General features: G+C 47.1%; 19 protein-coding genes. 16 read left to right on the plus strand and 3 right to left on the minus strand.

The window, feature by feature from the left end; translation table 11 throughout:
• The first annotated feature begins 14 nt into the window (after positions 1-14).
• The 6 genes from J2Z65_RS11680 to J2Z65_RS11705 all read left to right on the plus strand — a co-directional run bounded on the left by J2Z65_RS11680 (position 15) and on the right by J2Z65_RS11705 (position 7680).
• On the plus strand, positions 15-1511 hold the full coding sequence (locus J2Z65_RS11680) for an extracellular solute-binding protein (RefSeq protein ID WP_167066291.1): 1497 nt from the start codon (positions 15-17) through the stop codon (positions 1509-1511).
• Between the two features lie 42 nt (positions 1512-1553).
• Entirely contained in the window at positions 1554-2540 is a 987-nt protein-coding gene (locus J2Z65_RS11685) for a Gfo/Idh/MocA family protein (RefSeq protein ID WP_167066289.1), read from the plus strand.
• A gap of 24 nt (positions 2541-2564) precedes the next feature.
• The gene (locus tag J2Z65_RS11690; protein ID WP_167066287.1) at positions 2565-5096 is read left to right on the plus strand and encodes a glycosyl hydrolase family 95 catalytic domain-containing protein; all 2532 of its coding nucleotides are present in this window, start codon (positions 2565-2567) and stop codon (positions 5094-5096) included.
• A gap of 104 nt (positions 5097-5200) precedes the next feature.
• Positions 5201-5566, plus strand: a complete 366-nt coding sequence (locus tag J2Z65_RS11695) for a cupin domain-containing protein (protein WP_167066285.1) — start codon at positions 5201-5203, stop codon at positions 5564-5566.
• A gap of 357 nt (positions 5567-5923) precedes the next feature.
• Positions 5924-6517, plus strand: a complete 594-nt coding sequence (locus tag J2Z65_RS11700) for a TetR family transcriptional regulator (RefSeq protein ID WP_167066283.1) — start codon at positions 5924-5926, stop codon at positions 6515-6517.
• A gap of 149 nt (positions 6518-6666) precedes the next feature.
• Positions 6667-7680, plus strand: coding sequence for a zinc-binding alcohol dehydrogenase family protein (locus J2Z65_RS11705; RefSeq protein ID WP_167066281.1), 1014 nt, complete (start codon positions 6667-6669; stop codon positions 7678-7680).
• Between the two features lie 68 nt (positions 7681-7748).
• On the opposite strand, the gene J2Z65_RS11710 is transcribed toward J2Z65_RS11705, so the two are convergent.
• Positions 7749-8630, minus strand: a complete 882-nt coding sequence (locus tag J2Z65_RS11710) for a helix-turn-helix domain-containing protein (RefSeq protein ID WP_167066279.1) — start codon at positions 8628-8630, stop codon at positions 7749-7751.
• A 121-nt stretch (positions 8631-8751) separates the two neighbouring features.
• Here J2Z65_RS11710 and J2Z65_RS11715 point away from each other — a divergent pair, with 121 nt between their 5' ends.
• The 4 genes from J2Z65_RS11715 (at position 8752) to J2Z65_RS11730 (ending at position 12951) form a co-directional block, all read left to right on the plus strand.
• Positions 8752-9417 (plus strand): RraA family protein, encoded by a 666-nt coding sequence (locus J2Z65_RS11715; protein ID WP_167066277.1) that lies wholly within the window; start codon positions 8752-8754, stop codon positions 9415-9417.
• A gap of 23 nt (positions 9418-9440) precedes the next feature.
• On the plus strand, positions 9441-9782 hold the full coding sequence (locus J2Z65_RS11720; protein ID WP_167066275.1) for a UxaA family hydrolase: 342 nt from the start codon (positions 9441-9443) through the stop codon (positions 9780-9782).
• Positions 9783-9829: 47 nt separating this feature from the next.
• Entirely contained in the window at positions 9830-11824 is a 1995-nt protein-coding gene (locus J2Z65_RS11725) for an SDR family oxidoreductase (protein ID WP_205301081.1), read from the plus strand.
• Positions 11825-11970: 146 nt separating this feature from the next.
• On the plus strand, positions 11971-12951 hold the full coding sequence (locus tag J2Z65_RS11730) for a 2-keto-3-deoxygluconate permease (protein ID WP_167066273.1): 981 nt from the start codon (positions 11971-11973) through the stop codon (positions 12949-12951).
• Between the two features lie 403 nt (positions 12952-13354).
• Here J2Z65_RS11730 and J2Z65_RS11735 read toward each other — a convergent pair whose 3' ends face one another.
• Positions 13355-14188 carry an AraC family transcriptional regulator gene (locus J2Z65_RS11735; RefSeq protein WP_167066270.1) on the minus strand — a complete coding sequence of 278 codons (834 nt, stop codon included), beginning with the start codon at positions 14186-14188 and terminating at the stop codon, positions 13355-13357.
• A 176-nt stretch (positions 14189-14364) separates the two neighbouring features.
• On the opposite strand from J2Z65_RS11735, the gene J2Z65_RS11740 reads away from it, so the two are divergent.
• The 6 genes from J2Z65_RS11740 to J2Z65_RS11765 all read left to right on the plus strand — a co-directional run bounded on the left by J2Z65_RS11740 (position 14365) and on the right by J2Z65_RS11765 (position 24558).
• Positions 14365-15519 (plus strand): AGE family epimerase/isomerase, encoded by a 1155-nt coding sequence (locus J2Z65_RS11740; RefSeq protein WP_167066268.1) that lies wholly within the window; start codon positions 14365-14367, stop codon positions 15517-15519.
• Positions 15513-17906: a helix-turn-helix domain-containing protein gene (locus J2Z65_RS11745; protein WP_167066265.1), complete on the plus strand. Its 2394-nt coding sequence runs from the start codon at positions 15513-15515 to the stop codon at positions 17904-17906. Before J2Z65_RS11740 ends, J2Z65_RS11745 begins: the two co-directional genes overlap by 7 nt.
• 147 nt (positions 17907-18053) lie before the next feature.
• Positions 18054-19724, plus strand: a complete 1671-nt coding sequence (locus J2Z65_RS11750; RefSeq protein WP_167066262.1) for an extracellular solute-binding protein — start codon at positions 18054-18056, stop codon at positions 19722-19724.
• A 20-nt stretch (positions 19725-19744) separates the two neighbouring features.
• Positions 19745-20719: an ABC transporter permease gene (locus tag J2Z65_RS11755; protein WP_167066259.1), complete on the plus strand. Its 975-nt coding sequence runs from the start codon at positions 19745-19747 to the stop codon at positions 20717-20719.
• Positions 20720-20734: 15 nt separating this feature from the next.
• Positions 20735-21610 carry a carbohydrate ABC transporter permease gene (locus J2Z65_RS11760; protein ID WP_167066256.1) on the plus strand — a complete coding sequence of 292 codons (876 nt, stop codon included), beginning with the start codon at positions 20735-20737 and terminating at the stop codon, positions 21608-21610.
• Positions 21611-21732: 122 nt separating this feature from the next.
• Entirely contained in the window at positions 21733-24558 is a 2826-nt protein-coding gene (locus J2Z65_RS11765; RefSeq protein ID WP_167066252.1) for an alginate lyase family protein, read from the plus strand.
• Positions 24559-24733: 175 nt separating this feature from the next.
• Here the strand turns inward: J2Z65_RS11765 and J2Z65_RS11770 are convergent, their stop codons facing one another.
• Complete coding sequence (locus tag J2Z65_RS11770; RefSeq protein ID WP_167066249.1) at positions 24734-26197, minus strand: sulfatase family protein; 1464 nt, start codon at positions 26195-26197, stop codon at positions 24734-24736.
• Between the last annotated feature and the right edge of the window lie 20 nt (positions 26198-26217).

A 26217-nucleotide genomic window follows, 5' to 3' on the forward strand; every position in this document is an offset into this window, starting at 1 on the left:
GAGGTCATGGTTTCATGAGAAAAGAGTCCAAGCGGATTGTACCCATGGTGTCAATACTGCTAATTGCGGCATTGACCGGATGTTCTGGAGGCAGCAAACCGTCCGAGGCAGGCAGTACGGAATCAGCAGCGCCGTTTCGAATTAAAATGATGAGCCAATTTGAAAGTGCAGAGCCTCCGACAGCGGACAACCCCATTGTGAAATACATTGAACAGCAGACGAATACGAAACTCGATATCACATGGGTACTGAACTCCAATTATACGGATAAATTGAACGTGTCGATGGCGTCCGGGGACCTGCCACAGGCGATGCTTGTCGTCAATCCGCAGGATACGGTCATCGTGAGCGCCGCGCAGAGCGGGTTTTTCTGGGATGTCGAGCCCTATTTGAAGGACTATCCGAACCTAAGCAAATTAGATAAAGATACGCTGAACAATACCCGGATTAACGGGAAGATATATGGACTTTACCGGGGCCGTTATCCGGAAAGGATCGTCATGTTTTACCGGAAAGATTGGTTGGATAAAGCCGGGATCAAAGAGCCGCCTAAAACCGTGGACGATTACTATCATGTGCTAAAGGCTTTTACGTCGAACGACCCGGATAAAAACGGGAAGCAGGACACATGGGGCATCACCGAAAATAAAGATTTGAGCACCTATACGTTTCCGCTCCTGTTCGGCGCACCGAATGGGTGGGGGTATATCAATAACCAGGCCATTCCGGACTTCATGACCAAGGAATATATGGACTATTTGAAATTCATGAAAAAGCTGTACGACGAAAAGATCCTCAACCAGGACTTTGCCACTGTGCCGGGCGCCAAAGTATCGGAGGATTGGATAAATGGGAAAATCGGCATCCGAGGAAACATCGTCGAGGCTTACCGTGGCGAAACATTCGTCGGCCTTGGCAAAACACTGCCAGGCGCAGACGTTCACATCATTCCGGCGCTTGTATCGACGAACGGCCAGAAGCGGGTTGCCAAAGGCAGCGGGTACTTAGGCATGTATATGTTTCCGAAGTCGAGCGTCAAAACGGAAGCGGAATTGAAGAGGATACTAAGCTTCTTTGACAAGATGGTCGACGACAAGATGGTGAAGTCGGTCATACTCGGCGTTGACGGGGTTCACTACAAGGAAGAGAACGGCGTACAAAAGATTTTGGACGACACCAAATACAACAAGGAAGTCGTGCCGGTCCAACACCTCGCAATGCGTATGGACCTTATCAACAACGGAACGCCGCTCGCGAAAGAGGCGGCGGAGACACTTAAGGAAATCAAGCAATACGGAGTTGCCGACGTATCGCACGGACTCATTCTAAGTGACGACAGCAAGAAAAAGCTGTCGACGAATAAGAAGATTATTGACGATGCGAAAATCAAGTTCATCATGGGCGTCATCGATGAAGGTGGCTGGAATAAAGAGCTTGAGAAATGGAAGCAGTCCGGCGGCGCCGACGTCATCAAGGAATATACCGAGCTATACAACAAGTACAAGAAATAACAGAGAAAAGTGTTAAATCAGAAATAAAACTGTAAAGAGAGGATGAGTAATTTGAAGGTGGTACTGGTCGGTTTGGGAAACTTTGGTTCAGGTTGGTATAGGAGACTGAGACGCCATCCGGGGGTGCAGGCGGTATGCGTTGTTGAAGCTAACGCTCAGCTCCGGGAAACGATTGATTCGGAAACCCCGTTTTATTCGACTTTGAAAGAGGCAATTATTAGTGAGCACCCTGATATTGTCATTAATGTTACGCCGCCTCATGTTCACACTGCGATAAACGAAATCGCTTTCGAGCATGGTCTGCCTGTGCTCTGCGAGAAGCCGATTTCAGACGATATCATGGATGCGCAATATATTGTCGGCCAGGCGGAACTGAAAAATATCCCGTTCATGATTTCCGAGAATTACCGCTTCTTCGCTCCGGTGCTGAAAGTAAAAGAGCTTTTAGACAGCGGCACCATCGGACATTTGTCATCGGCTCATATCGAATTTGACCGCTATCATGTGGTACCCGTACCTTATTTCAATCGGATGGCAAACGGACTGTTGGAAGATGTGGCGATTCATCATTTTGATATGATCCGTTATTTTACCGGTCAGGAAGCGGTCAAAGTGTTTGCTGTGAACAGCAACCCGCCTGGAAGCTGGACGGAGACAACGACGATCCACCTCAGCGCTTGGATGGAGCTTGACGGTGGGACCATTGTGGATTATCACGGCAGTATGATGGCTAAGGGGAAAGTGACCGAATGGTATGGAGATTGGCGTTTCGAAGGAGCGGAAGGCGCGATTGTATTAACGAGCAACCGAGTGCAGCTAATCAAGGAAGGAAAGGCGGATGAAGTGTATACCTTTGACGGGGTAGGAAACGTACTGTCGATTGATGAATTTCTAGCTGCGCTGAAGGAAAAGCGTGAGCCTAGACCAAGCGGTAGAGACTATTTGAAGTCGCAAATATTGGTGCATGCTGCTGCCGTCTCGTCGAGAGATGGCAAAATGGTTTCCGTAGAAGATGTACTCAAAAAATAATGTCCACAGGAGTGTGATTTCATTATGAATTATCGAGAGCATGTGTCTCGCGGCGATTTACATTATGAGCACACGGTCAAAAGAAGCGAAGGTGGACTTCCGATTGGGAACGGAAGAATGGGAAGCCTCCTTTGGACGTCGCCGTCCGCAGTGAAAATGCAGTTGAATCGCGTCGATGTGTATGCTAATGACCGCTCCACGAACAGTTTCAATCAACGGCATTCGGATTACGGTTATGCCTGCGCTTTTGTCGACATCGATTTTGTGGATTACGGGGAAGACGTGTTTCAGGATGGTACGGTACGCCAGCATTTAAGCCTCTTTGATGCGACAGCGGTTATCTCCGGTAATGGCATAGGTCTCGAAGCGTTCGCTTATGACCACAGTGATGTTTTTGCCTTCAAGGTCGAGGATAGAAGGGAGAGTCCTCAAGGCATCAACATCAAGCTGAAAATGCTTCGGCCTTCGGAAGTCGCAACGAAGAATCATACCGCGGTTTCCAAACTCATCGTGCACAAGGACGTTATGATCTTAAAGCAGGAATTCAGGGAAGGCGGCTATTACTGCTCTTCGGCCGTTGCAGTCGGGATCTCCAACCGTGACGGGATTATTCGGATGAACGATGAGCTTGGCGGAAAGGCGCCGGTTACCGATTTTAGGGTTAACAAAGTGCTTGGGCAGCCGAATGAGACAGAAATGCGTCTATGCATGAAGCCGGAAACGGGTAACTTTGAAATCTTCCTTGCAAGCAGTGCAACGTTTGATGAGAACGAGGACGTCGTCGCCTCGGCAGTAAACCAATTGGAAACGGCAAGAAAAGCGGGCTATGAGCGCTTGCTGCAGGAGCATAAGGTTTGGTGGAACGAGTTTTGGCAAAAGTCCTACATCCGCTTAAGCAGTGATGATGGCAGCGCTGAATTTGTGGAGAAACATTATACGTATTATGTGTATCTGATGGCGTCTAACTCCCGGGGCGGAAAGTATGCTCCTAACTTCGGAGGTATGCTCCTAAGCCCTCGAGGAGACTTGAGACACTGGGGGACGATGCAATGGTGGAGCAACCTCAGGTTATATTACAATGCGGTTCTGGCGACAGGCCATTATGAATTGATGCAGCCCTATTTCGATATGTATTCCGGCATGTACGATTCTTGCGCCAAAGCGGCGGAGCAGCAGTGGGGCAGTAAAGGGATTTATATTCCTGAAACCGTTTGGTTTAACGGAGTCGAAGAACTGCCCGAAGATATTGCTTCAGAGTTGAGAGAGCTTTACTTACTGCTTAAGCCTTGGGAGGAACGTTCCGAAAGATTCAAGCAATATGCGCATAACAAGCATCCGCATGAGAGTCGATGGAACTGGAAGGGTCACGAGGCATGGGACCAAGGGAACTTGGTTTATTCCGATAAGGGCTGGGGCCCCTTTGGATCCACGAGCCACATGTTTTGGAACATCGCCGGCATCGCCTATCATTATTGGAATTATTACGAATTCACCAAAGACCGGACTTGGTTGAAGGAGCGGGCATACCCGATGATTAAAGGGGCCGCAGAATTTTTGCGCAATTATCCGCACATGCGATTAGAGGATGACGGCAAATACCATATGTACAACACAATTAGCGGTGAGAAGTACATCGGGGGTAAAGATACGATTCAAGTGATGTCTGCGCTACACGGGATCATGCCGGTGCTGCTGAAGGCCGCTAATATATTGGGTGAGGATCAGGATATGCATCCGGTGTGGGAAGAGTTTTATCACAACCTGGCTCCGCTCCCGCGAAGTGATCATCCGGAGGCCGTCTTTCGTTCGAAAGAAAATCAGGAGCCGGTTTGGGTCGGCGCGATTGGGCAGGTGCTTGACGACCGGCGTGACATCGCTACCGATCCGATGAGGGATTTTATTCTCTGTTCCTTAGAGACTGCGAGCGTAAATCCGGATTGGTTCAAGACAGGCCTAGCGACCCTTGCCAATCAACAGGATAGGTTGGAAGGAGACTGGGGTAGGGCTGCAACCGAGATGTCTTCCGTTGCCACAATGCTCGCGGGCATGGGGATGGCCGATGGTTTTAAACAAGCAGTTTTGGCGCAGCTGGAATGTGTGAACGCCGATCGCGAATACTGCTACTATGCGGATACGGGCAAAATCAAATATTATGACAATCGGCTGACGGTACGGGAAGGCGTTAACGCCATAAGCGCGCAGAGGCTTGGAAATATGGCGAACGGCCTGCAGGTTGCGCTCTGTCAAAGCCAGCCCGGCGCTCCCGGCAGAGAGCCGGTCATTCATGTGTTCCCGGCAATCCCTGACGGTTGGGATGCTGCCTTCTCGCTCTGGTGCCATGGAGGCTTTAAAGTGACGTCCGAGATCCGATGCGGCGTAATAATCTCGCTGAGCATCGAATCCACACTAGGCGGTATATGCAGGCTGCGCAACCCTTGGGAAGAACAGCAAGTATCCGTGAAGCAGGGGGACCGCGCATTGAAGTTTTTGAATGGATCATTGATTGAAATTGAGACATCTGCAGGTGAGTCGTTCAACTTGTTCGTAACAAGGTGAGATTTTAGCGAGAACGCTAGAAAACGATTTCGGGCATATGCTTAGTGTTACAGTCTTGCGCCCGTCTAGATGACATAAAACATGGTAAAAAGGAGTGGTTTCAAATGAAAACGTATCGTTTACAACAGTTGGCCGATGTTACGGAAGGGCATATTTTGAAAGATATTATGCCGGGGGATTACCTCACTTATGGCGGGTTAGCTTTTGAGAGGCCAGGAGCGCGCGCTCATACGAACGACGGTCCGGGAGGTATCGACTATCATGTACACGAAGATTGTGAAGCTTTCCTGATCCTGCAGGGCAAAGGCGAGGTGGAAATCAACAAAGCGCACAATTACCCTGTAAAAACGGGAGACGTCGTTATTATTGAACCTGGGGAGGATCATCATCTCATTTCAAGCTTAGAAGATCCTATTGTCGTCGTCTGGTGTCATGCCGGTGCGACTCGAAACAAAAATCAAATAGATTGAAACAGATTGCCCCTAACGTTATAAATTTAAGGTAGTGGAAGAATAAAGACATCCGGAGCGCATTCTTCCGGATGTCTTTTTATTTACATAGAATTTCTATGTTTGCAGGGAAACTACAGGGCTCTATTTTGCCAATAAGATCCCTTTCCTTGAGGAAGAGGTGACTAGGATCCGTTATTTCGCTATTTTGACACATATTTGGTCGATGGAGGTCGAATAAGAGCCTGTAGTTCCCCTCCAACCGACGAAATTCGGCTTAATTTACAGCTAATCCAATTATGTAACAACCAACAAACCGTGTAGGAATGTTGCTATAGCAACAAGATTGATGAATTGTCGAGTTTAAGGAGGGGGAATGTGGCGACAAAAGTAATGAATGTAAGAACAACACAAACGAAGCAGTCTTTGATTAACGCATTTATCCAATTCGTTTCAAAAAAGGATTTTGAAAAAATAACGATAGCGGATATAACAAAGGCAGCACAAGTTAATCGAGCCACATTCTATGCACACTTTAAGGACAAATTCGAATTGTTGGATTTTATTATAGGGGACTCTGCATCGGCTGCGATCATAAACCGTACGACAGGTGAAGTGAAATTCGATCAAGACAGCATACATAAACTCGTTTTAGCATTATGTGATTTTTATGAACAACCGAACATCCGATGTCGCAGCAGCTATGTAAGCTTAGTCGTACCTCAATTGAAAGAAAAAGCATTAAATGAGTTGAGGGTTTATCTGTCGAAAAGTCTTAAACACTTGTATTCAGATGAAGAAATGAAGATGTATGTGCCCATTTATGCACAAGTTATCCATGAAGGTGCTATTCAATGGGCGACTGGGATCACGATTATGAACAAAGAGGAAGTCGCCAAAAGGGTTGCATTATTAGTAATAGGCGGATTTGAATCATCTGCGCGAACGCTAACGGGAGACGATACGCAATGAAGATACGATGTTAGTCAAGCATGAACGTGTGCAATATTTATGTATTTTTAGTGGATTATTGAGGATGAAAGCACTTGTCTTCTTCGTTATAATGACAGGGAGTCGCAAAAGCGCACAATCTTCTTGAAGAGATGAGGAGGAATTTGAAAATGAAAACAATTGTTTGCGATAAACCAAATGAATTCATATGGAAACAAAAAAGTAAAACTTTAAAAAAGCAGGGTGAGGCCCTTGTTCAAATTCGCCGAATCGGTATATGCGGTACTGATTATCATGCTTTTCGCGGAGAACAGGCTTATTTCGAGTATCCTCGCGTTCTTGGACATGAGCTTGCGGGTGTCATCGAAGAGGTGGAAGATAATGAATACGATTTCAAAGTGGGAGATCAAGTTTCCATTATTCCTTACATGTACTGCGGCAGCTGTATCGCTTGCAGGAATGGAAAAACGAACTGCTGCACTGACATGAAGGTGTTGGGCGTTCATATTGACGGTGGCATGCAGGAATATATGTCTGTTCCTTTGTCGGCGCTTATTAAAACCAATGAGCTTAGTCTCGACCAATCGGTCATTTTGGAACCGATTGCTATTGGGGCACATGCGGTTCGCCGAGCTGAAATTCGCGAGGGTGAGACGGTTGCTGTGCTCGGGGCAGGACCTATCGGTTTAGGCGTGATGGCGATCGCCAAAGGCCGCGGTGCCAAGGTCATAGCGATGGACGTGAACGAGAGCCGCTTGGAATTTTGCCGATCCTGGGCGAATGTAGACAGCACGGTGAATGTAATGAATCAGCCTTACGAAACGCTTCTTCAATTAACTGGAGGAGATCTGCCGACAGTTGTGCTCGATGCGACTGGCAATGTGAGATCGATGACAGACGCTTTCCGGTATGTATCGCACGGAGGACGATTAGTGTACGTCGGACTAGTGAAATCCGACATTACCTTCTCAGACCCGGAGTTCCACAAGAAAGAGCTGACTTTGTTAAGCAGCCGCAATGCGACGAAGGAAGATTTCGGCGTTGTCATGGACGCCATTCAATCGGGAGCGGTCGATGCCTCAAGATTCATTACGCATCGTTCCTCCTTCGAGACGATGATTGATGGCTTCGAGTCTTGGCTGAGACCGGAAAGCAAAGTAATTAAGGCAATCGTAGAACTGTAATCGATAAAAAGGACATTCAAACTGATAACAGTTTGATGTCCTTTTTCTGTATAGGAAGACGCTTCTGACTAGAAAAATCGAACTGCGTTTTGCTGTCTGTATTTAAGCGGCGTTGTATTCGTAAGGTCTTTGAATTTTCGGATAAAATTATTCACATTGTTAAAGCCAACTTGCTCGGAAATTTCATTCACGGAATTGTCAGTTTGCTCAAGAAGCATTCTAGCTTTCGTTATCCGTAATTTCAGCAAATACTCGTAGGGAGTCAAGCCTGTCTGGCGTTTGAATGTACGGATGTAAGCATAGGCGGTCAAATGGATCATCTTGGCCATATCTTTAATCGACAGATCTTCGTTGTAATGCAGATCGATATAAATGATGGTTTCCGTTATCGCTTTCGTAACGGAACTGGAAATTTTCAACGTGTCATTGACATGTTTCTCCTCACATAGGGATGTTAAGGCTCCGCACAGCGCCTCCGCCATTTTGAGATCGGCAATAGACGAGTTAAGGTTTATTTGCTCCAGTATCGTGTCTATCCGACCTTCGACGTATCCGGGCTTTTGCAAAACAATCGACTGAAACTTCCCTTCATTGACGGTGTTCTCGTAATCAACCCCCGCGGATTCCTCGAAACGTACCCATTTAATTTCCCATTTCTCCCCAACGCATTCATAGATATGAGGTTCATTGCAATCAATCAGAAAAGCATGACCTGCAGTTAAATGAAACTTTTGACCGCGGTAAATGATTTGTCCACTCCCAGCCAATGTAAGAATGAGAATTCGGTTGTCAGGACCTTGCCGTTGTACCCGATATCCGCTCAAGCAATGATAATGACCACAGGCATATACCCGGAAAGGCAACTTGGAACTTTGGGGATTCGGAAGATGAAGGAGATGGACGGAATCTGGGCTGATAATGTCATTGATGATGTTCGTTGATGTGTTCATGTTGTCGACCGTCCTCAATTTTTATATATTTTCAGTTGATTATTGGCGATGTAAATCAATATTACCTCAAATATAATAGAAATGTAAGCGTCAATACTATTCACAGCGGAGGTATTCAAACATGAGCATCGCACAGAATGACCTGGAATTATTCGAACTTATGAAACGTGAACTTTATACACCTGTTATTGGAGATATTTTGGATGACCTGGGGAGGTATCACCAAATCCTTGCCCCTGCTGTTCAACCAATGAAAGAACATATGGTGTTAGCAGGACGCGCCATGCCGGTGGTTATGATTGATGTGTACGGCAAGCAAGAGAAGCCGTTCGGACTATTGACCGAAGCGCTCGATCAACTGCAGCCTGGCGACGTTTACGTAGCGAGTGGCGGAGATATGCGATGCGCCTACTGGGGTGAGATTTTAACGGCTACCGCAAAAGCGCGTCAAGCGGCAGGGGCCGTCATCAACGGTTATCATCGGGATACGCCGAAGGTGCTGGAACAAAACTGGCCTGTTTTCTCACGGGGGCGCTTTGCACAAGATTCCTCAGTCCGGACAAAAGTTGTCAACTATCGTTGCCCGATCGAGATCAATGGCGTGTGGATTAATCCCGGCGATCTCATATTTGCGGATTTGGATGGCGTTGTCGTGATTCCTTTGGAGCTTGAAGATGAGGTTATCGGGCGTTCGCTGGAAAAAGCAAAAGGCGAGAAAGTGGTCCGGAAAGAAATTGAGGCTGGGCTTTCAAGCACCGCCGCTTTTGCAAAGTACGGCATTTTGTAAAATGAGGAAGTGAGGAGTTCGAGATGAGCGACAAATTTCGCCAAGCGAGTTTTCAAATTCATCAGGACGATAATGTGTGTATAGCTTTGTCCGACTTGGAACCTGGAAGTATTGCGATCTATGGGTCCACACAAGCTATTCGCGTTGATATAGCGAGTCAGGTGAAACAAGGCCACAAAATAGCTAATCGCTCCATTGCCGTAGGCGAGCCCATCATCAAATACGGAGTCGCAATTGGAGTAGCCATGCAACCTATAACAGCAGGTGAGTGGGTGCATTTGCAAAATTGTAAAAGCTACTATGATAAGCGTTCGTCAACCTTGGATATAGACTCCGGAGCGCCGACAGATATGCAATATCGGTAAGTATTTTCGCTGCAGGTTTGCTACAAATTCAATAGGAGGACGAAAATATGACGGGACATTCGGTTCCTTCTTGGCAAGGATATCTTCGTAAAAATGGCGCCAAAGGTATTAGAAATAAAGTATTGGTGATGTATACAGTAGAGTGTGCCTCCTTTGTTGCCAAAGAAATCGGTAATTCTTATAGAGACTCGCATATCGATGTGGATGTTGTCGGATTTGCCGGCTGTACGGATAATGAATACGCACTGCGGATGATGATCGCGATGATTCGGCACCCGAATATCGGGGCGGTGTTGACCGTTGGACTCGGCTGTGAGTATTTACAAGCCAAAAATTTGGCTGATATTGCTGGGCAAGAGGGGAAACCTGCTTCCTGGATGCTGATTCAAGACCGTGGAGGAACCTTAAAAACGATTGAGGATGGAAAGCTTGCAATTGAGGAATTACATGGGCAGCTGCTGCGGGAAACAGTTATGACGGATATGAACTTGGCCGATCTTGTGATTGGGGCAGAATGCGGAGGATCCGATTATACATCAGGCCTGTCAGGTAATGTTGTCGTCGGCCGAATGTTCGATTTGCTTGTCAATGCTGGAGGGACGGCTATTTTCGAGGAAATCGTTGAAGCGATCGGGCTTAGAGATATATTGCTGGAACGTGCGGTTAATGACGAAGTGAGAAATGATTTGGGAGCGACGTATGACAAAATGCTCGATTATTGCAAGAGCGTCCGTCAGTACTCCGTATCGCCCGGTAATTTCGCCGGCGGATTGACGACGATTGAAGAGAAGAGTATGGGGGCTTTTGTGAAAAGCGGCTCCAAGCCGATTGAAGGCGTGCTCCGCGTATCCCAAAATCCGCCGCATCCCGGATTATGGTTGTTGGATAGTACGCCGGATCCTCACTTCATGGGCTTCGGATATACGAATCCGAACGATAGTGAAGGATTGATGGATTTAATTTGCAGCGGAGCCCATCTGTTATTTCTTGTAACCGGAAGGGGAACCGTCGTAGGAAGCGCTGTCTCTCCAGTCATCAAAATAACTGGCAACGAAACAACGTATCGCAGAATGCCTGACGATCTTGATTTCTGCTCTGGTGCTGCATTAACCGGCGAGAAGACGATGGACGTGTTGTCGGAAGAACTGCTCGATCTGGTCATTGGGGCATGTCGAGGGCAACTGACTAAAGCAGAGAAGCTAAAGCATAAGGAATATTATATTCCGTATAAATATCAAACTGAAGGAACGAATTGCGGGGGGGAAAGCGCTGTGAATAATTATCAGGAAATGTTTAGTCTCGCTGGTGAACGGGTGTTAATTACGGGGGGAGCAACTGGGCTTGGACTTGCAATGAGCCAATGTTTTCAAGCAGCCGGAGCGGAAGTCATCATGGTCGGTTCCGGCTCCGGCGAAGAAAGAATGCGCCTTGCCGAGGAAATGGGTGAAAAGGTACATTACCGCTCTTTTAATATAGCGGATACGGATCAGACTGAGCGATTTATTCAAGACGTAGAAGAAACGATCGGTCCGATTACCATTCTCATTAATAATGCGGGCAACCATTGTAAGAAGCCGATTGAAGAAACGACGGACGATGATTTCCGAATGGTCATGGATGTCCACGTATTAGGAGCATTTTCGTTGTGCCGCGCCTTAATTCCACGGATGAAACAACGAGGAACAGGCAATATTATTTTTCAAGCATCCATGACGTCTTTTATTGGACAACCTAATGTCATCGCATATTCTAGCGCGAAATCCGCGTATCTCGGGATGGTAAGAACGCTTGCTTCCGAAACGTCGGCTTACGGCATTCGTGTGAACGGTATTGCTCCTGGTTGGATAGAATCGCCAATGCTTCGCAAAGCACTTTCCGGCGACGAGTTAAGAACGCAAAAAATAATAGGACGTACCCCTATGAAAAGGTTCGGTGAGCCACAGGATATTGGGTGGGCGGCCGTGTATCTTGCCTCTCCGGCGGCGGCTTTTGTCAATGGAGCGGTTCTGCCAGTGGATGGAGGAGCACTAATCGGTTTCTAAGAAAATTGGTGATTACAATTTCGTTAGGAAATGTGGGTAGCTAGGAATGCTGCTCATTTCCTAATTTAAATGTCGGATCTATATGCAGATCTATTTGAAAGCGCTTAAAGATCTGGTGAATTTATCATCTTGGAAGGGTGAACATAATGAGAATTAAACAATCCGTTGAAAGAATACCAGGCGGAATGATGCTTGTACCGCTGCTGCTAGGTGCATTACTCCATACTTTACTTCCGAACTTGCCCACTTTCTTCGGTTCTTTTACAGAGGGTCTATTCAAAGGTGCATTGCCGTTTATCGCTCTGAACATCTTTTGTTTAGGAACATCTATCGACTTTAGGGTAACACCGAAAATATTGAAAAAAGGCGGAGCGCTCATTATCTCAAAAGTAGGTGTTGCGGCGCTTGCCGGCTTGATCGCCGGTAAATTTATCGGCGACGGAATGGTGATGGGTGGATTGTCCGTACTAGCCATTATTGTTGCAATGAATGATACTAACGGCGGCATGTATATATCCTTGATGAATCAATTCGGAAAGAAGGAAGAAATTGGGGCGACAACGATTATGGCCTTGGAAACCGGTCCGTTCATAACGATGGTAACCCTTGGCATCGCTGGAATCTCGGTTTTCCCTTGGCCCTATTTAGTGGGTGCCATTCTGCCTCTTCTATTAGGAATGATTGTCGGAAATCTGGATTCAGATATTCGCAGCATGTTCAGCAAAGGAAATGCGATGTTGATTCCATTTATCGGTTTCGCGTTAGGGAGTGGCATCGATCTCAGTAAAGTGTATCAAGCGGGTTTAACTGGAATTGTCTTGGGAGTCCTTGTTGTTGTGGTGACGGGGGCAGCATGCGTAATTGCCGATAAATTGACTGGCGGAAACGGCGTTGCCGGTATTGCCGCGGCGACAACCGCAGGCAATGCCGCAGCCGTCCCAGCCGTTATAGCGGCTGCGAATCCCAAATACGCCGCCGTAGCTCCATCGGCTACCGTAGTCATTGCATCGTGCGTTATTGTAACGGCCATTCTGGTACCTATCCTAACCGCCTGGTGGGCGAAACGGGTAGGTCGGGCGGAGAAGAAGGATAACGATGACCAAGTACAAGTGAAATTTAGTACGTAACGAACGACCTATAGCCTTCATCTAAATCAATGAGATGCAAAGCACTAATGGAGGAGCCTGTCAAAGACAAGGCTTCTTTTTTTTGGTAGAACTTTTGCTTTTGCACCTACCTTGACAAACGAGTTCGTCCTAAAAGGACGACGAAGTCGGCTATCCTTGGTAGATAAGAATTTATATGTTTTGGAGTGGTTGAGGAGTTACCTTGTCCTGTAGTTTCCTTAGGAGGATCTGTTGCTTTAAAAGGGCTCATCTCTTAGGATTGCTCGAATATGAAGGACAAGTTACGCCACTGCTCATTCAAAAATTGTGGGATCCAGTGGACGATGTTCTTATTGAACAGGGGGAATTGTTTGATCTGGAAAGGGATTGGTTAGGGGGGAGGAGACTCAAGGCTTTTGGAGTTCTAGGTCGATTTACCGTATTGACCGGGAGAACTGCCGGTAATTTTTTTGAATGTACGAATAAAATTGGCATAGTCGTTAAAGCCGGACAAATGACAAGCTTCGGAGACAGAATATCCCGTGGATAATAGCTGTTTGGCTTGGGCCACCCGTTTTAATAAAATGTAACGATAAACACTTCCTCCTGTCTGAAGCTTGAACATGCGGCTGAGATGAAACTTATCCACGGATAATTCCTTGGCGATTCGATCTAAGGTTAATTCATCAAGCAGGTTATTGTCTATGTAACTCATGACAGATTGAATCAAGGAGGAAGTTATGCTCGGTACCGTAGAACTGGTTCTCCGGAAAATATCATTCGTAAACACAAGAATTTGGGTCAGATACGAAAATGAAAGCACATCACTGCCATATTTGTTTTGATCCAATACTTCAATAAGCTTAGTCGCTAGTGACATGTACGCTTCGATTTGAGCTTCGTTGAGTTGGACAATGTTGTTCTCACCCGGCTTGTGATTTTGGAAGCAGGAAAGTAAATTTGTTTTGGATGAACAGAACGGCAAGACAATTTGCGGCTTAAAATGAATTGTAATTCGCTCGTACGGATTGGGCGTCAGCTTGAAAATTTTGTGGATCTCATGATTGTTAATGACAAGGAGATGTCCTCTTTCCAAAGGGTAGCAGTATTGATCAAGAAATAAATTGATTTCGCCATTCAAAAAAAGGAAGATTTCGTAATTGTCATGAAAGTGAAAATCTTCATTGGGTACATAGGTGGAGCTGGAATAGTGCGCCAATAAATCCGCTTCCAAGTACTCGTATTTTGAATTTGACATCGTGGTTATCCCTTCCTAATACACGGTTATAAACTTAATTTAATACAGAACGTGTTAAAATTCAATGACGCAAGAAACGCAATATAATTCCCAATAATAGCAAAGAAATTGCTTTAATTTAATAATAAGCTTATAGAGAGGTTAAAGCAAAACAAAACGGGAAAGTGGGAATAAGGATGCTGCAAGCAAGCGATCAGATCTGGTTAGAGGATGTTATTCAAAAACTTACAACGAAGATGGACTGGGTAAGCGAAAAATCACAAAACAAGATTCCTTATACCACGATTAATGGCACGCATGACAACCGTATCGTGGACAACCCGTTAGGTCAAATTACAGACGGAATCAACTGGTGGACGAACGGGTTTTGGGGCGGCATGATGTGGCTCATGCATCACGAGACCGGAAACGAAAAGTATAAAGAAATAGCCAATTTTTCAGAAGAGGCGCTCGATGTATGCTTCCATCAATTTTACGGACTGCATCATGATGTTGGATTTATGTGGCTGCCTACCAGTGTAGCGAATTATAAAGTAACTGGAAATCCGGACTCTCGAAGAAGGGCGATGCATGCTGCCAATCTGCTTGCCGGGCGGTTTAATTTGGCTGGCGGTTTTATCAGGGCATGGAATGACAACGAAATCAGAGATTGCCGAGGCTGGGCGATCGTAGATTGTTTGATGAATCTCCCTCTTTTGTATTGGGCTACAGAAGAAACCGGCGATCCGCGATTCAAACAAATTGCTATGAAGCATGCGGATACGGCCATGACGGCATTTATCAGGCCGGACGGTTCCGTTAACCATATCGTTGAATTTGACCCGTTTCTTGGCGGTGTAGTGAAAACTCACGGGGGTCAAGGCTTTGAAGAAGGCTCCTCTTGGACACGCGGACAGACTTGGGCTTTATATGGGTTCATGATGAGCTATATGCATACGCAGAAGGAAGAGTATCTGCATGCGGCCAAGCGCGTCGCCCATTATTTTATGGCGAATATTCCGGAAAACGGCATCATTCCGATTGATTTCAGACAGCCGAAAGAGCCTGCCTACGAGGACTCAACAGCAGCAGCCGTTGCAGCATGCGGATTCATTGAAATTGCCAAGGTCGTCGGTCAGCACGAAAAAGATGTATATATCAACGCCGCTTTGAAGTTGGTAAAGACGCTGGATGCGTCGCGCTGTGATTGGACAACGGATTCTGATTGCATTTTGACAGGAGGTTCAGCTGCGTATCATCATAATGACCGCCATACATCAATCATTTATGGCGATTACTATTTCATGGAAGCTATTTTCAAATTGAAGGGAAATGATTTGTTTCTGTGGTAGGACGGCTGAAAGGATGGAAACGACTTGCGGCAGATCGAAGAAAGAGCGTATTTCTTACGCTCATCTTTTCTTACATGATCATTTTGCTGCTTCCCGTTACGATTGGCGGGATATTTTATACCCGAATTGAAGCAATCATGATTGAGAATGCCAACAATTCCAATACGGCCATGCTGGAGCAGGTCAAGCGGACGATGGACAGCCGCATGAAAGAAATCGATCAGTTGACGCAGCAGATTGCGTTCCATCCGAAGCTTCTCAAAATGTTCAATCCGAGAGGGGATGGATACGCCCAACAGAACCTTTCTTCGTTTATCGATTTTATGGGCGACATGTCGCGATACAGTTCGGTCAACAGTTTCATTGATGATTTTTACGTCTACTTCAACAATTCGGACATTGTTCTCTCCCCTAAGATGAAAACAGACTCATATACACTCTATGAAAATATTTATCACTATCAAAACCTGACCTACGAGCAGTTTAAGGAGCAAATATTGCTTCCTTACCATGCCCGTTTTTTTTATCCGTCCAAGGAAATGGCGGTTGGTCTGAGCCAAACCAAGCGAATGGTTACATTCGTTCAATCGCTCCCGATTGGCGAAAGGGATCGCGTTGACGGCGCGTTTGTCATTCTGATTAATGAAAATCAGATCACAGAAATGTTAGCCAGCCAAGGCATGCGTGATGAAACGGTGTTCATTCTTGACGCCGACGGAACGGTTTTGATGCGTACAGCCGGAGATGCCCAAGAAAGTGGCGAAATCAGTTCCTACTTGAAGGAATTGGGCGACGGGTTGTCCGGCAAAGAATCGCTCGCATATACCGGCGTGGGCATGGGAAAGGGACAAGGAGTGGAAAAGGACATGATGGTTACTTATACAACTTCCAACCAAAACGGGTGGACTTATGTTTCCATTATTCCTAAAGCCGTTGTGTTATCACAGGTCAATGCGGTAAAAATGTGGGCGATCACGGTCGTCCTGCTCTGTCTCGCCGGAGGCGGCGCCGTGTGCTACTACATGGCTTACCGTCACTACCGGCCGATCCGGGACCTCGTTCACGCCGTCGCTCGGGGCGGAGGAGCGGATTCAACCGGAGTCTTCCCGAAAAACGAATTTGAACTCATTAGAGAGAAGGTTCACACGTTGTTCGAGAAGGAGAAGAATCTGGAGACGACTTTGTCCCGCCATTTGCTCGTTGTCCGCACGGAATTCCTTTCCCGGCTCATCCGCGGTCATGTCGATGCGGCGGCGCTCACAGAACGGGATCTCCAATTTATGAACGTTCATTTCGAATCCGGGCTCTTTGCCGTCTTGTTGATTGATATTGACGATTTCAGTCAATTTTCCGAGCAAAACACCGAACGCGAATGGGCGCTCATGCGTTTTATTTTGTCCAATTTGAGCGTTGAACTGCTTGAGCATAAAGGCTATCTGATCGAATTGGAACGCGATAGAATAGCGATTCTCGTGAACTTACCGACCGGCAACAGTCGCGATACGCGCATGGGAACGTTCGTCGATAAGTTGAAGGACATGATGGACAAGCGGTTCAAAACCAAAATCAGCATTAGCGTCAGCGACGTTCACGAGGGGATCGAATGTATACAGGAATGCTACAATGAATCGGTCTTTGCGATGGCATACAAAATGATTAAAGGGCAAAATTCGGTTCTGTATTATGAAGAGGTGCGCAAGTTTGGCCAGCCGACGTACTATTATCCGATGGAAATGGAGTCACAGCTCATGAATGTGGCCCGCAGCGGTGATTACGCCAATGTCGAAATCATATTGAACCGCATTTATGAAGTGAATTTCCAATCGGGCGGCATCACGCCGGAGATGGGAAAATGTTTGTTTTTCGACCTGCTTAGTTCATTACTTAAATTATCCGGTTCATTAAATATCGATCAAAACCTGGTTTTCAGCGGCGAGAGCGATCCGGTACGGATCATTTCCGAATGCGCCACCGCAGAGCAGATGGTTGATCGAATCAAACGGTTGTACAGGCGGCTATGCGAAGCAGTCCAAGAGGACCGAACCGGCCACGGCGAACAATTGTACAGGAAAATGACGGACTATATACAGGAACATTTTCACGACGGCATGCTGAGTCTTACGACGATGGCCGATCATTTCGACATGAACGCCTCGTATCTTTCCGCTTTTTTCAAAAATTACAGCGGGAGGAATGTCAGCAATTATTTGACGGAAATACGCCTTAACACATGCAAACGCCTGTTGGCGGAGTCGACGCAAACCGTGTCGGAAATCGCCCGTCAAGTCGGGTATGCCAGTAACATCGGATTGACGCGTATGTTCAAAAAAGCCGAAGGAATCACGCCTGGACAGTATCGCGAGGCGATGAAACACGAATCCGGATAATCGATCCAAAAAGCAGATAACTGCCGATCAATAAAACGGATAACCGATATTGAAAGCGTATTCTACCTTTTCACTGGCTTGCTTGTTATGGTGGAGACAGGCCGGAAGCGGTCATACAACGTTTGAAATGACAGGGGAGGATAAGGTATGCAGAACATAGCAAGTCAAAAGAAATGGGCGGCAATGCTGCTGACGGTACTCACGGCCAGCTCTTTAATCGCGGGGTGCTCTGGCAACAAGGACGCCTTAGAACCTAATAAAAGTAGCTCGAGCACCGACGGAAGCGGTAACACGCAAAGATCAGGGGGAGAAGGCAAGGACGAAGTCGGTTACCCGGCACAAATGTCCTATTGGGTGCCTTTGGATGCAAACGTCGCGGCAACATTGAAAAACTTCAGCGATGTAGGCATGTACAAAAAGCTGCAAGAGGTTACAGGCACGAAGGTGGAATTTAAGCATCCGAGCGCGGACTCCACGCAAAGGACGGAGCAGCTCAACCTGATGCTGGCTTCCAAGAATTTGCCCGATGTTATTGAATATACCTGGACGGAGGTTGGCGGCGGCCCCGAAAACGCCATTCAAACCGGCACGATTCTCAAATTGAACGATTTGATCGATAAATACGCCCCGAACTTCAAGAAATATTTGAAAGAAAATCCGGATATCGCCAAAATGGTCAAAACCGACAATGGAAGTATCTATTCGTTTCCGTTCATTCGCGGCGACAGTAAGCTGATGGTGTTCTACGGCCCGATTTTCCGGAAAGATTGGCTGGATAAAGTACACATGGACGCGCCGAAGACAATCGATGAATGGGAGAAGGTGCTGACCGCCTTCCGCGATCAGGATCCGAACGGCAACGGACAGAAAGACGAGATTCCGTTTTTGCTCAAATACAATGAGGTCCGCGATGCCACTCGCAACTCTTTAATCGGGGCTTGGGGAATTGGCGCTCAGTTTTATCAGGTGGACGGCAAGGTGAAATACGGAGAAATTCAGCCGGAATACAAGCAATTTTTGACGACGATGCGCAAATGGTATCAAGAAGGCTTGATCGACCCTGATTTTGCCGCCATGGACGCCAAACTGATGGACGCGAAAGTGACGAGTAACAAGCTCGGATCGTTTTACGGTCTTAGCGGCGGCAACATCGGAAACTACTTGGGGCTCATGAAGGATAAGAATCCCAACTTTAACTTGGTCGCCGCGTCTCATCCGACATTGAAACAAGGTGCGACTCCAGTGCTTGGGCAAAAGGATAAGCCTTACAAAGGCGTTGGCGCGGCAATTTCGGGAAAAGCGAAAAACCCGGAACAAATCGTCAAATGGCTCGATTACGCATACAGTGAGGAAGGCCGTCTCCTGTACAATTTCGGGGTTGAAGGAAAGACCTACGAGATGGTGAACGGTTATCCGACCTACACGAAGCTCATTACAGACAATCCGAACGGCCTGTCAATGGTCCAGTCGATGGCTCAATGGATGCGCTCTAACTATAGCGGTCCGTTCGTTCAGGATAAGCGCTATGTCGAACAGTATTATAAGTTGGACCAGCAGAAAACCGCCCTTGAAACGTGGAGCAAAGCGGAAAACACGATTTTGATGCCGCCGCTGACGTTAACAGCGGAAGAAAACAAGCGGTATTCGTCGATTATGAACGACGTGAACACGTATGCCGAAGAAATGGGCTTGAAATTTATTATGGGCGATGAGCCTCTAGATAACTTCGACAAGTTTGTCAATACCTTGAAAAAGTTTGGAATCGAAGAAGCGGTTAAAATCCAGCAAGCGGCCCTGGATCGTTACAAGGCAAGATAAACGAACGGGGGCTCATCACTATGGCGAAATTACAAATCGAATCAACGACCAAGAAGTCCGGTCTGCCGGCGATGGATCGTCGAAGCTTCGTGAAACGCGCAGCGAACGACTTCAGAATGAACAAAACAATTTACCTCATGCTTCTTCCTGTGGTCGTCTATTACCTAATCTTTCATTACGGTCCTTTGTACGGCTTGCAGATCGCCTTTAAGGACTATTCACCCATGAAAGGCTTTGCCGACAGCCCATGGATCGGTCTCAAACATTTTACAGCGTTTTTTGACAGCTTTTATTTTTGGCGTTTGTTGCGCAATACGATATTGTTAAGCGTTTATAGCCTGATTATGGCTTTTCCGGCAGGCATCATTTTGGCGCTTTTGTTGAATGAGATCAGGAGCCGGGCTTTTAAACGGGCCGTCCAGACGATTACGTATATGCCGCATTTTATTTCACTTGTCGTTATCGTCGGCTTCATGGTTGATTTTTTGGAACGGAACGGTTTGATTAACAAGTTGCTGACGTCTATTTTCGGGATTGACTCGATTCCGTTTATGCGACAGCCGGAATGGTTCCGTACGCTGTATATCGGCTCGGATATTTGGCAAAATATCGGCTGGAGCTCGATTATTTTTCTAGCCGCGATCAGTAATATCGACCCTTCCTTGTATGAAGCGTCCAAAATCGACGGAGCCAGCCGCTGGAAGCAAACTTTGCATATAACGATTCCGGGCATCATGCCGACCGTAATCATTTTGTTAATTTTGCAAATCGGTCATTTCATGTCAGTCGGGATGGACAAAATTTTGCTCATGTACAATCCGGCGACTTATGAAACAGCGGATGTCATTCAAACTTACGTGTACCGCAAAGGGATTCTGGAAGCGGATTACAGTTATAGCGCTGCCGTAGGTCTGTTTAATTCCGTGATCAGTTTCGTGCTTCTCATACTGGCCAACGCCATAGCCAGAAGAACGAGTGAAGCAAGGCTTTGGTAAACGAGGGAGGCCATCATGAAAAGAAGCTTCGGTGAACATTTTTTTGACATTATCAACGCAGTGCTGTTAATTTCGTTGTCGATCATCACGATTTATCCGCTCATTTACGTTTTGTTCGCATCGTTTAGCGACCCCTCTTTTGTCGTGCAAAACAGGGGATTGCTGTTTTATCCGCACGGCTTTACGACGGGGGCCTATCATTTGGTGCTTAAAAACCCGAATATCGGTACGGCCTATTTGAATACTTTGTTTTACGTTGTCGTAGGGACAGCTCTCAACATTTTACTCACTTCGCTCGGCGCATACGGCTTGTCCAGGAAAAACGTCATGTGGAAAAACGCCATCATGTTCCTGGTTGTGTTCACGATGTTTTTTGACGGCGGACTCATTTCGATGTACATGTTGGTCAACAATTTGGGGATGTTGGACACCCGCTGGGCGATCATCATTCCTTCGGCGGTCAGCGCGTTTAACCTGATTGTCATGCGTACGGCATTTCAAGCCGTGCCCGTCAGCCTGGAAGAGTCGGCGAGAATCGACGGGGCAAATGATTGGACGATTCTGTTCCGCGTTGTGCTTCCGCTGTCCATGCCCGTCGTGGCCGTCATGATTTTGTTCTATGGGGTGTCCCACTGGAATGCCTGGTTTTCCGCGACGATTTATTTGCAAACGCGTGATTTGCTTCCTTTGCAAATTATTTTGCGGGAAATCCTCATCGCCAACGATACGAGCAATATGCTGACAGGCATTGACACGGGCGATAAAGCGATGATTGGCGAAACGATCAAATATGCAACCATTATTATTTCCACCGTACCCATTTTGTTTTTGTACCCGTTTTTGCAAAAGTATTTCGTCAATGGCGTCATGATCGGGGCCGTGAAAGAGTAAACAGATTAAGCGGGATTGGCCCGCAGACCATATGCTCTGCAGCCAATCCGTCTATGACCATTCGTAAATCGAATTGAAAAGAGAAAACGAAAGCAACCAATTTGCAGGAGGAAATAATAAGCATGCCTATGAATCAAGCTGATTTTTTCGGTATTTGGGATGAAGCAGAGGTTCTATGGTCGACTCCGGGCAAATGGAACTACGCTGAATTCCCTGAATTGAAGCCTGTTGAAGACTATGTCAAGCTAGGGGATTATGACAACGCGCAAATCGCACTGCTTGACTATTTCAAACAGCGGCAAACGAGAACAGCTATGCCTTATGAATATGACGAGGCCAACGCCAAACTCGCGCCTCTGCTTGCCGACCAGATCATTCCCGTACTGAAAGAAACGTATGTAGACAGCTTCTACGTTACCAAAACACCCGCTGTCTTTTCATTCGATCTGCTCACCAATGTCAAAGCAGCGGCCGGCGCCGACAAAGTGATCAGCTTTATGCTTATGGGACGCCATAAAGGCATTGAACCCGCCTATCTTTACAGCAGCCAGCATGACTCCTTCTCCTTGCCGACTGAGCAGTGCCGGCCCGTTCTAATCGTAGACTATACAGATCAACAGAGGGCGCAGTCCGTTCATCTCGCTCCGAGCATGGATACGTTTATTCGGGGGTACGACGACACCAATCACAGTCAAGAACCGTTGCTGGAGGTGCTGGAGTCCGGTGCACCGTTCGATGAGCATACGCGGAAGGCTTACTTAAAGTTTGATTTGTCCCGGATCAGCGGCAGCGTTACGTCAGCAACATTGCGCTTATCGGGCTATACGCATGCCGAGGAACCCGTAGGCGTCATGCTGTTTCATACAGGGGATAATGCCTGGGATGAACATACATTCACTTATCGTCATCACAACGGCAAGACCTTCTCATGGCAGGGGTTGCCCGAAGGTACGGATTGGAAGGGACCGGGTGAACCGGCCGCAGATAACCAGTTCGCGATGCAAATCGCCAACTTTACGTGGCTGAATCCGCTCATCGCCGAATACGCCGCAACGAACAATGAAGTCTATGCAGCTAAATATATCGATTATATGACCGACTTTATTCATGATGCCGAGCAGTACGTCACTCCTGGCGCTATCAGCATGGGAGCTGGAACTTTCCCGAAATGCTTCCAAGCCTCGCTGCGGGCTGCCAACTGGGTGGACGCCTATCATTTGTTGAAAGGCAGCTCCTCCGTGAATGCAGCCGATCATACGATGATTCTGAAGGCCGTGTGGAAAATTGCGGCGGCTTTGTCAACGGAAGAAGGTTATGATCCCCGCAATAATCACGGCATTTACGAGACCAAAGGTTTGTACAGCATTGCTGTCTATTTTCCGGAGCTTGCCGATTCGTCCGGCTGGATCGAATTAGCCAATATCCGGTTAAACGCATTGATCACCAAATTGAATTTTAGCGACGGCTCTTATTCGGAATCGAGCTCCAGTTATTCGATCGGAGCCGCAGACTCTTTTATGGCTATTAAATCATTTGGCCTTATGAACGGGTGCAGCTTCAGCGAGACCTTTGATGCCTATCTGCGGAAGATGGGCTATTACATCGCCGATCTCGCTTTTCCTGACGGATATCTCCCGCTCTTCGGCGATGGAAGCAGCTTGAATGCCAGACTGACGATCAAGCGATTGGGCGAGCTGTATGAGGATGATGTCTTGCTGTACCTAGGCACAGGAGGTAAACAAGGAACTCCGCCGGCGTATGCTTCATCGTTCTACCAGGTCAGCCAATCGGCTACGATGCGCAGCGGTTGGGGCGCCGATGCCCGCTATTTATTTATGAATGTCAAGCAAGAACGCTCCCACAGACATTCCGATGACAACAGCATTATTTATTATGCGAACGGCAGGCAGCTGATCGTCGACCCAGGCACCTATTCGTATAGTGATGAGCCGATTTCCAACTGGCTGCGTTATTCTACGGAAGCGCATAACACGGTGGAAATCAATCGGCAATCGCAAGACATGACAGAAGGTGTATTCCGGTACTGGACCGATAACGAGTCATTCAATTTTTTAGAGGGCATCATTTATAATGTACCCGGTTTTATCTACTATAGGGACGTCCTTTTCTTGAAATCATCCTATACGATCGTTTCGGATTATATACGCGCACCGGAAGGCTTACATGAGTATCGGCAGCATTGGCATTTCCTTCCTACGGCCAATCCTGTCTTGGATCCGGTCACTGGGCAAGTGCGGACAACCTTTCATGATCATCTGGCAGATATTCAAATTATTCCTGCCGATCCGGAGCAATTGTCCGAAGCCGAAATCAAAGACGGATACTACTCCAAGGCCTTCTATACTGTGTCAAACTCCAAATATGCAGCGTTCACGAAGGGAATTGTACAAGGGGATATTACGTACGACACTATCCTTTATCCGACTGCAGACGGAGAAATGCACCATATTGAGGTTCATCGGCTGGAGCTTTCACCAGCCGTACCGACTAAGATTGCAAGTGCGCTTCAAATTGACAATATCGGCGAAGAAGGCCATACAGGGTATTACTATTTGTCGCATGAAGAAGATCCGCAGCGGTCACGCCGATTCGACGCTTTTACTTTTGATGGAAAACTAGCTTATGCCGAGAAAAACAGAGATGGCGATATACGACTGGCTATCATCAAATCCGGTCAAACATTCGTACACGACTCGACAACGTTAATCTCATCCGGCCAAGTCGTAAATGACATTGCCATAGAGTGGGAAGGCACGGTAATCAAGATCACCGGCTCCAACCTCGCTATTTCCGGTAATGGCAACGCCGCTTCGGCTATTGCGATCTATGCCCCTGCAGCAACAATCATACGATTGAATGGGGAATCGATGACCGATTTTATCGTTTGCGGTAATTATATTTATGTAGAAGGCATAACTGTCGAATAGTTTCGAGAAAAGGTAAATAAGAATCGAAGACTTATGAGGTAAGTGAGTGTATGCGGGGAAATATGGAATGAACTTTGAGATTCGGAAGGAGACTACAACCAGGATTGCAAAAGGGCTGTTCCTAAGTCTCCAAGACTTAGGGCAGCCCTTGTTTCATCCGCACAGAAGCTTTTCATTAGAAGGCGAATGGCGTATATCTATCGATAAACATGGCATAGGCGTCATCGGGTATTTTCAATAAATCACCTGTGGCTAGCATATGTTCTCTGAGATATTCAAGAAGAGAGAGGATTCTTGGCCGGTGAACGTCTTGAAATGCGAGATTGATAAGTTCTTGAGCATCACTTGCAAGATCGTACAATTCAATGAATATCTCGTCCTTAAACCAATCTACAATTAGCTTATAGTCCCCTTCGATCACGCAACGTTGAAAGTTCCCTCTGGCCCCGTTACCGTCGAACTGAATAAAGAGCTTGTCACGGTTCCAGTGATGGCCATTCACAAGCGGTAATAACGATGTTCCCGCAACACCTTCAGGAATCGGGAGGCCTAAATAGTCGCATAGCGTAGGGACGATGTCGATTGCACTGACAAGCGCATTCGATTCTTGTGCCTCGCACTTGAAACGCTCCGGGAATTTCAGCAATAACGGCGTACGGACGGACTCTTCGTACATGCACATTTTTTGCCAGAGGCTATGGGAGCCGAGCATCTCGCCGTGATCGCTCGTGAAGATTAGTAAGGTATCGTCATAGATACCCTGTGTTTTCAATTCTTGGATGATTCGCCCTACACAGTCGTCGAGCAGGCGAACAAGTCCTGTGTACACCGTCCAAATCCGGTGCCACTCTTCTCTGGAATAACGAACGCCGATCGCACCTGTCAAATTGTACAGTTGCAGGGGCGACTGATGTTTCGACCATACGCCAACATTCTCAGGGAGCGTTATGTCTGTCTGTGTGTACATCGAATACCAGGGTTCCGGGATCTCTAGCGGCGGATGGGGAGCTAGAAACATGGCGCTCAAGAATAGCGGCTTTGTCCGATCCCTATGTTGCAAGGCGTGCAGAGAATCGTTCAAAATAAACCCATCGAAGAAGGCATCAAACCCTTCTTCATAGCAGCCAGTCGTGGGGATAGAGTACGTTGCCGGGCGGGTTGTCGTCCCGCTGGCCATTTCCGGAACGATTCCTTTGAAAAGAGCTCCCCCAGGCATCCGTTTCCCTTGCTCTTTAAGGTGTTTCGCATAACGCCCCTCCAGCGGTAACCAGCTGGTATGTGAGCTCTCGGAACGATCGAAGCGATCCTCTGTCAACAGATGCTGCTTTCCTGTATGCCAGCTGTCCCAGTCGTTCTCAAGGAGCTGATATAGATTGGGGATGTTCCTGCGTACATGCCCATGAGTAGCATCCTTCGCTTCCCATGGGTTAATTAAACAACCGGTTTGGTTCGGATAACGCCCTGTAAAGAAGGATCCTCGAGCAGGGACACATAATGGCGATGCACAGTAAGCCCGGTTGAACCGGAAACTTTCCTGTGATAGTTTGTGGATATTCGGCGCGAATTGGGGGGTTATCAGATCGGCGCGTAATTGATCGGCCATAATCATCACAATGTGCGGTTTCGTGAGATCGTTCATGTGCAGTCAACTCCTTATCT

Source organism: Paenibacillus aceris (assembly GCF_017874035.1).
GTDB classification, from domain to species: domain Bacteria; phylum Bacillota; class Bacilli; order Paenibacillales; family NBRC-103111; genus Paenibacillus_E; species Paenibacillus_E aceris.

Excerpts from the sequence above, each read along its gene's own strand:
- J2Z65_RS11680 (WP_167066291.1), top strand. The coding sequence starts at position 15 with ATGAGAAAAGAGTCCAAGCGGATTGTACCCATGGTGTCAATACTGCTA.
- J2Z65_RS11685 (WP_167066289.1), top strand. The coding sequence starts at position 1,554 with ATGAGTAATTTGAAGGTGGTACTGGTCGGTTTGGGAAACTTTGGTTCA.
- J2Z65_RS11690 (WP_167066287.1), top strand. The coding sequence starts at position 2,565 with ATGAATTATCGAGAGCATGTGTCTCGCGGCGATTTACATTATGAGCAC.
- J2Z65_RS11695 (WP_167066285.1), top strand. The coding sequence starts at position 5,201 with ATGAAAACGTATCGTTTACAACAGTTGGCCGATGTTACGGAAGGGCAT.
- J2Z65_RS11705 (WP_167066281.1), top strand. The coding sequence starts at position 6,667 with ATGAAAACAATTGTTTGCGATAAACCAAATGAATTCATATGGAAACAA.
- J2Z65_RS11710 (WP_167066279.1), bottom strand. The coding sequence starts at position 8,630 with ATGAACACATCAACGAACATCATCAATGACATTATCAGCCCAGATTCC.
- J2Z65_RS11715 (WP_167066277.1), top strand. The coding sequence starts at position 8,752 with ATGAGCATCGCACAGAATGACCTGGAATTATTCGAACTTATGAAACGT.
- J2Z65_RS11720 (WP_167066275.1), top strand. The coding sequence starts at position 9,441 with ATGAGCGACAAATTTCGCCAAGCGAGTTTTCAAATTCATCAGGACGAT.
- J2Z65_RS11725 (WP_205301081.1), top strand. The coding sequence starts at position 9,830 with ATGACGGGACATTCGGTTCCTTCTTGGCAAGGATATCTTCGTAAAAAT.
- J2Z65_RS11730 (WP_167066273.1), top strand. The coding sequence starts at position 11,971 with ATGAGAATTAAACAATCCGTTGAAAGAATACCAGGCGGAATGATGCTT.
- J2Z65_RS11735 (WP_167066270.1), bottom strand. The coding sequence starts at position 14,188 with ATGTCAAATTCAAAATACGAGTACTTGGAAGCGGATTTATTGGCGCAC.
- J2Z65_RS11740 (WP_167066268.1), top strand. The coding sequence starts at position 14,365 with ATGCTGCAAGCAAGCGATCAGATCTGGTTAGAGGATGTTATTCAAAAA.
- J2Z65_RS11750 (WP_167066262.1), top strand. The coding sequence starts at position 18,054 with ATGCAGAACATAGCAAGTCAAAAGAAATGGGCGGCAATGCTGCTGACG.
- J2Z65_RS11755 (WP_167066259.1), top strand. The coding sequence starts at position 19,745 with ATGGCGAAATTACAAATCGAATCAACGACCAAGAAGTCCGGTCTGCCG.
- J2Z65_RS11760 (WP_167066256.1), top strand. The coding sequence starts at position 20,735 with ATGAAAAGAAGCTTCGGTGAACATTTTTTTGACATTATCAACGCAGTG.
- J2Z65_RS11765 (WP_167066252.1), top strand. The coding sequence starts at position 21,733 with ATGCCTATGAATCAAGCTGATTTTTTCGGTATTTGGGATGAAGCAGAG.
- J2Z65_RS11770 (WP_167066249.1), bottom strand. The coding sequence starts at position 26,197 with ATGAACGATCTCACGAAACCGCACATTGTGATGATTATGGCCGATCAA.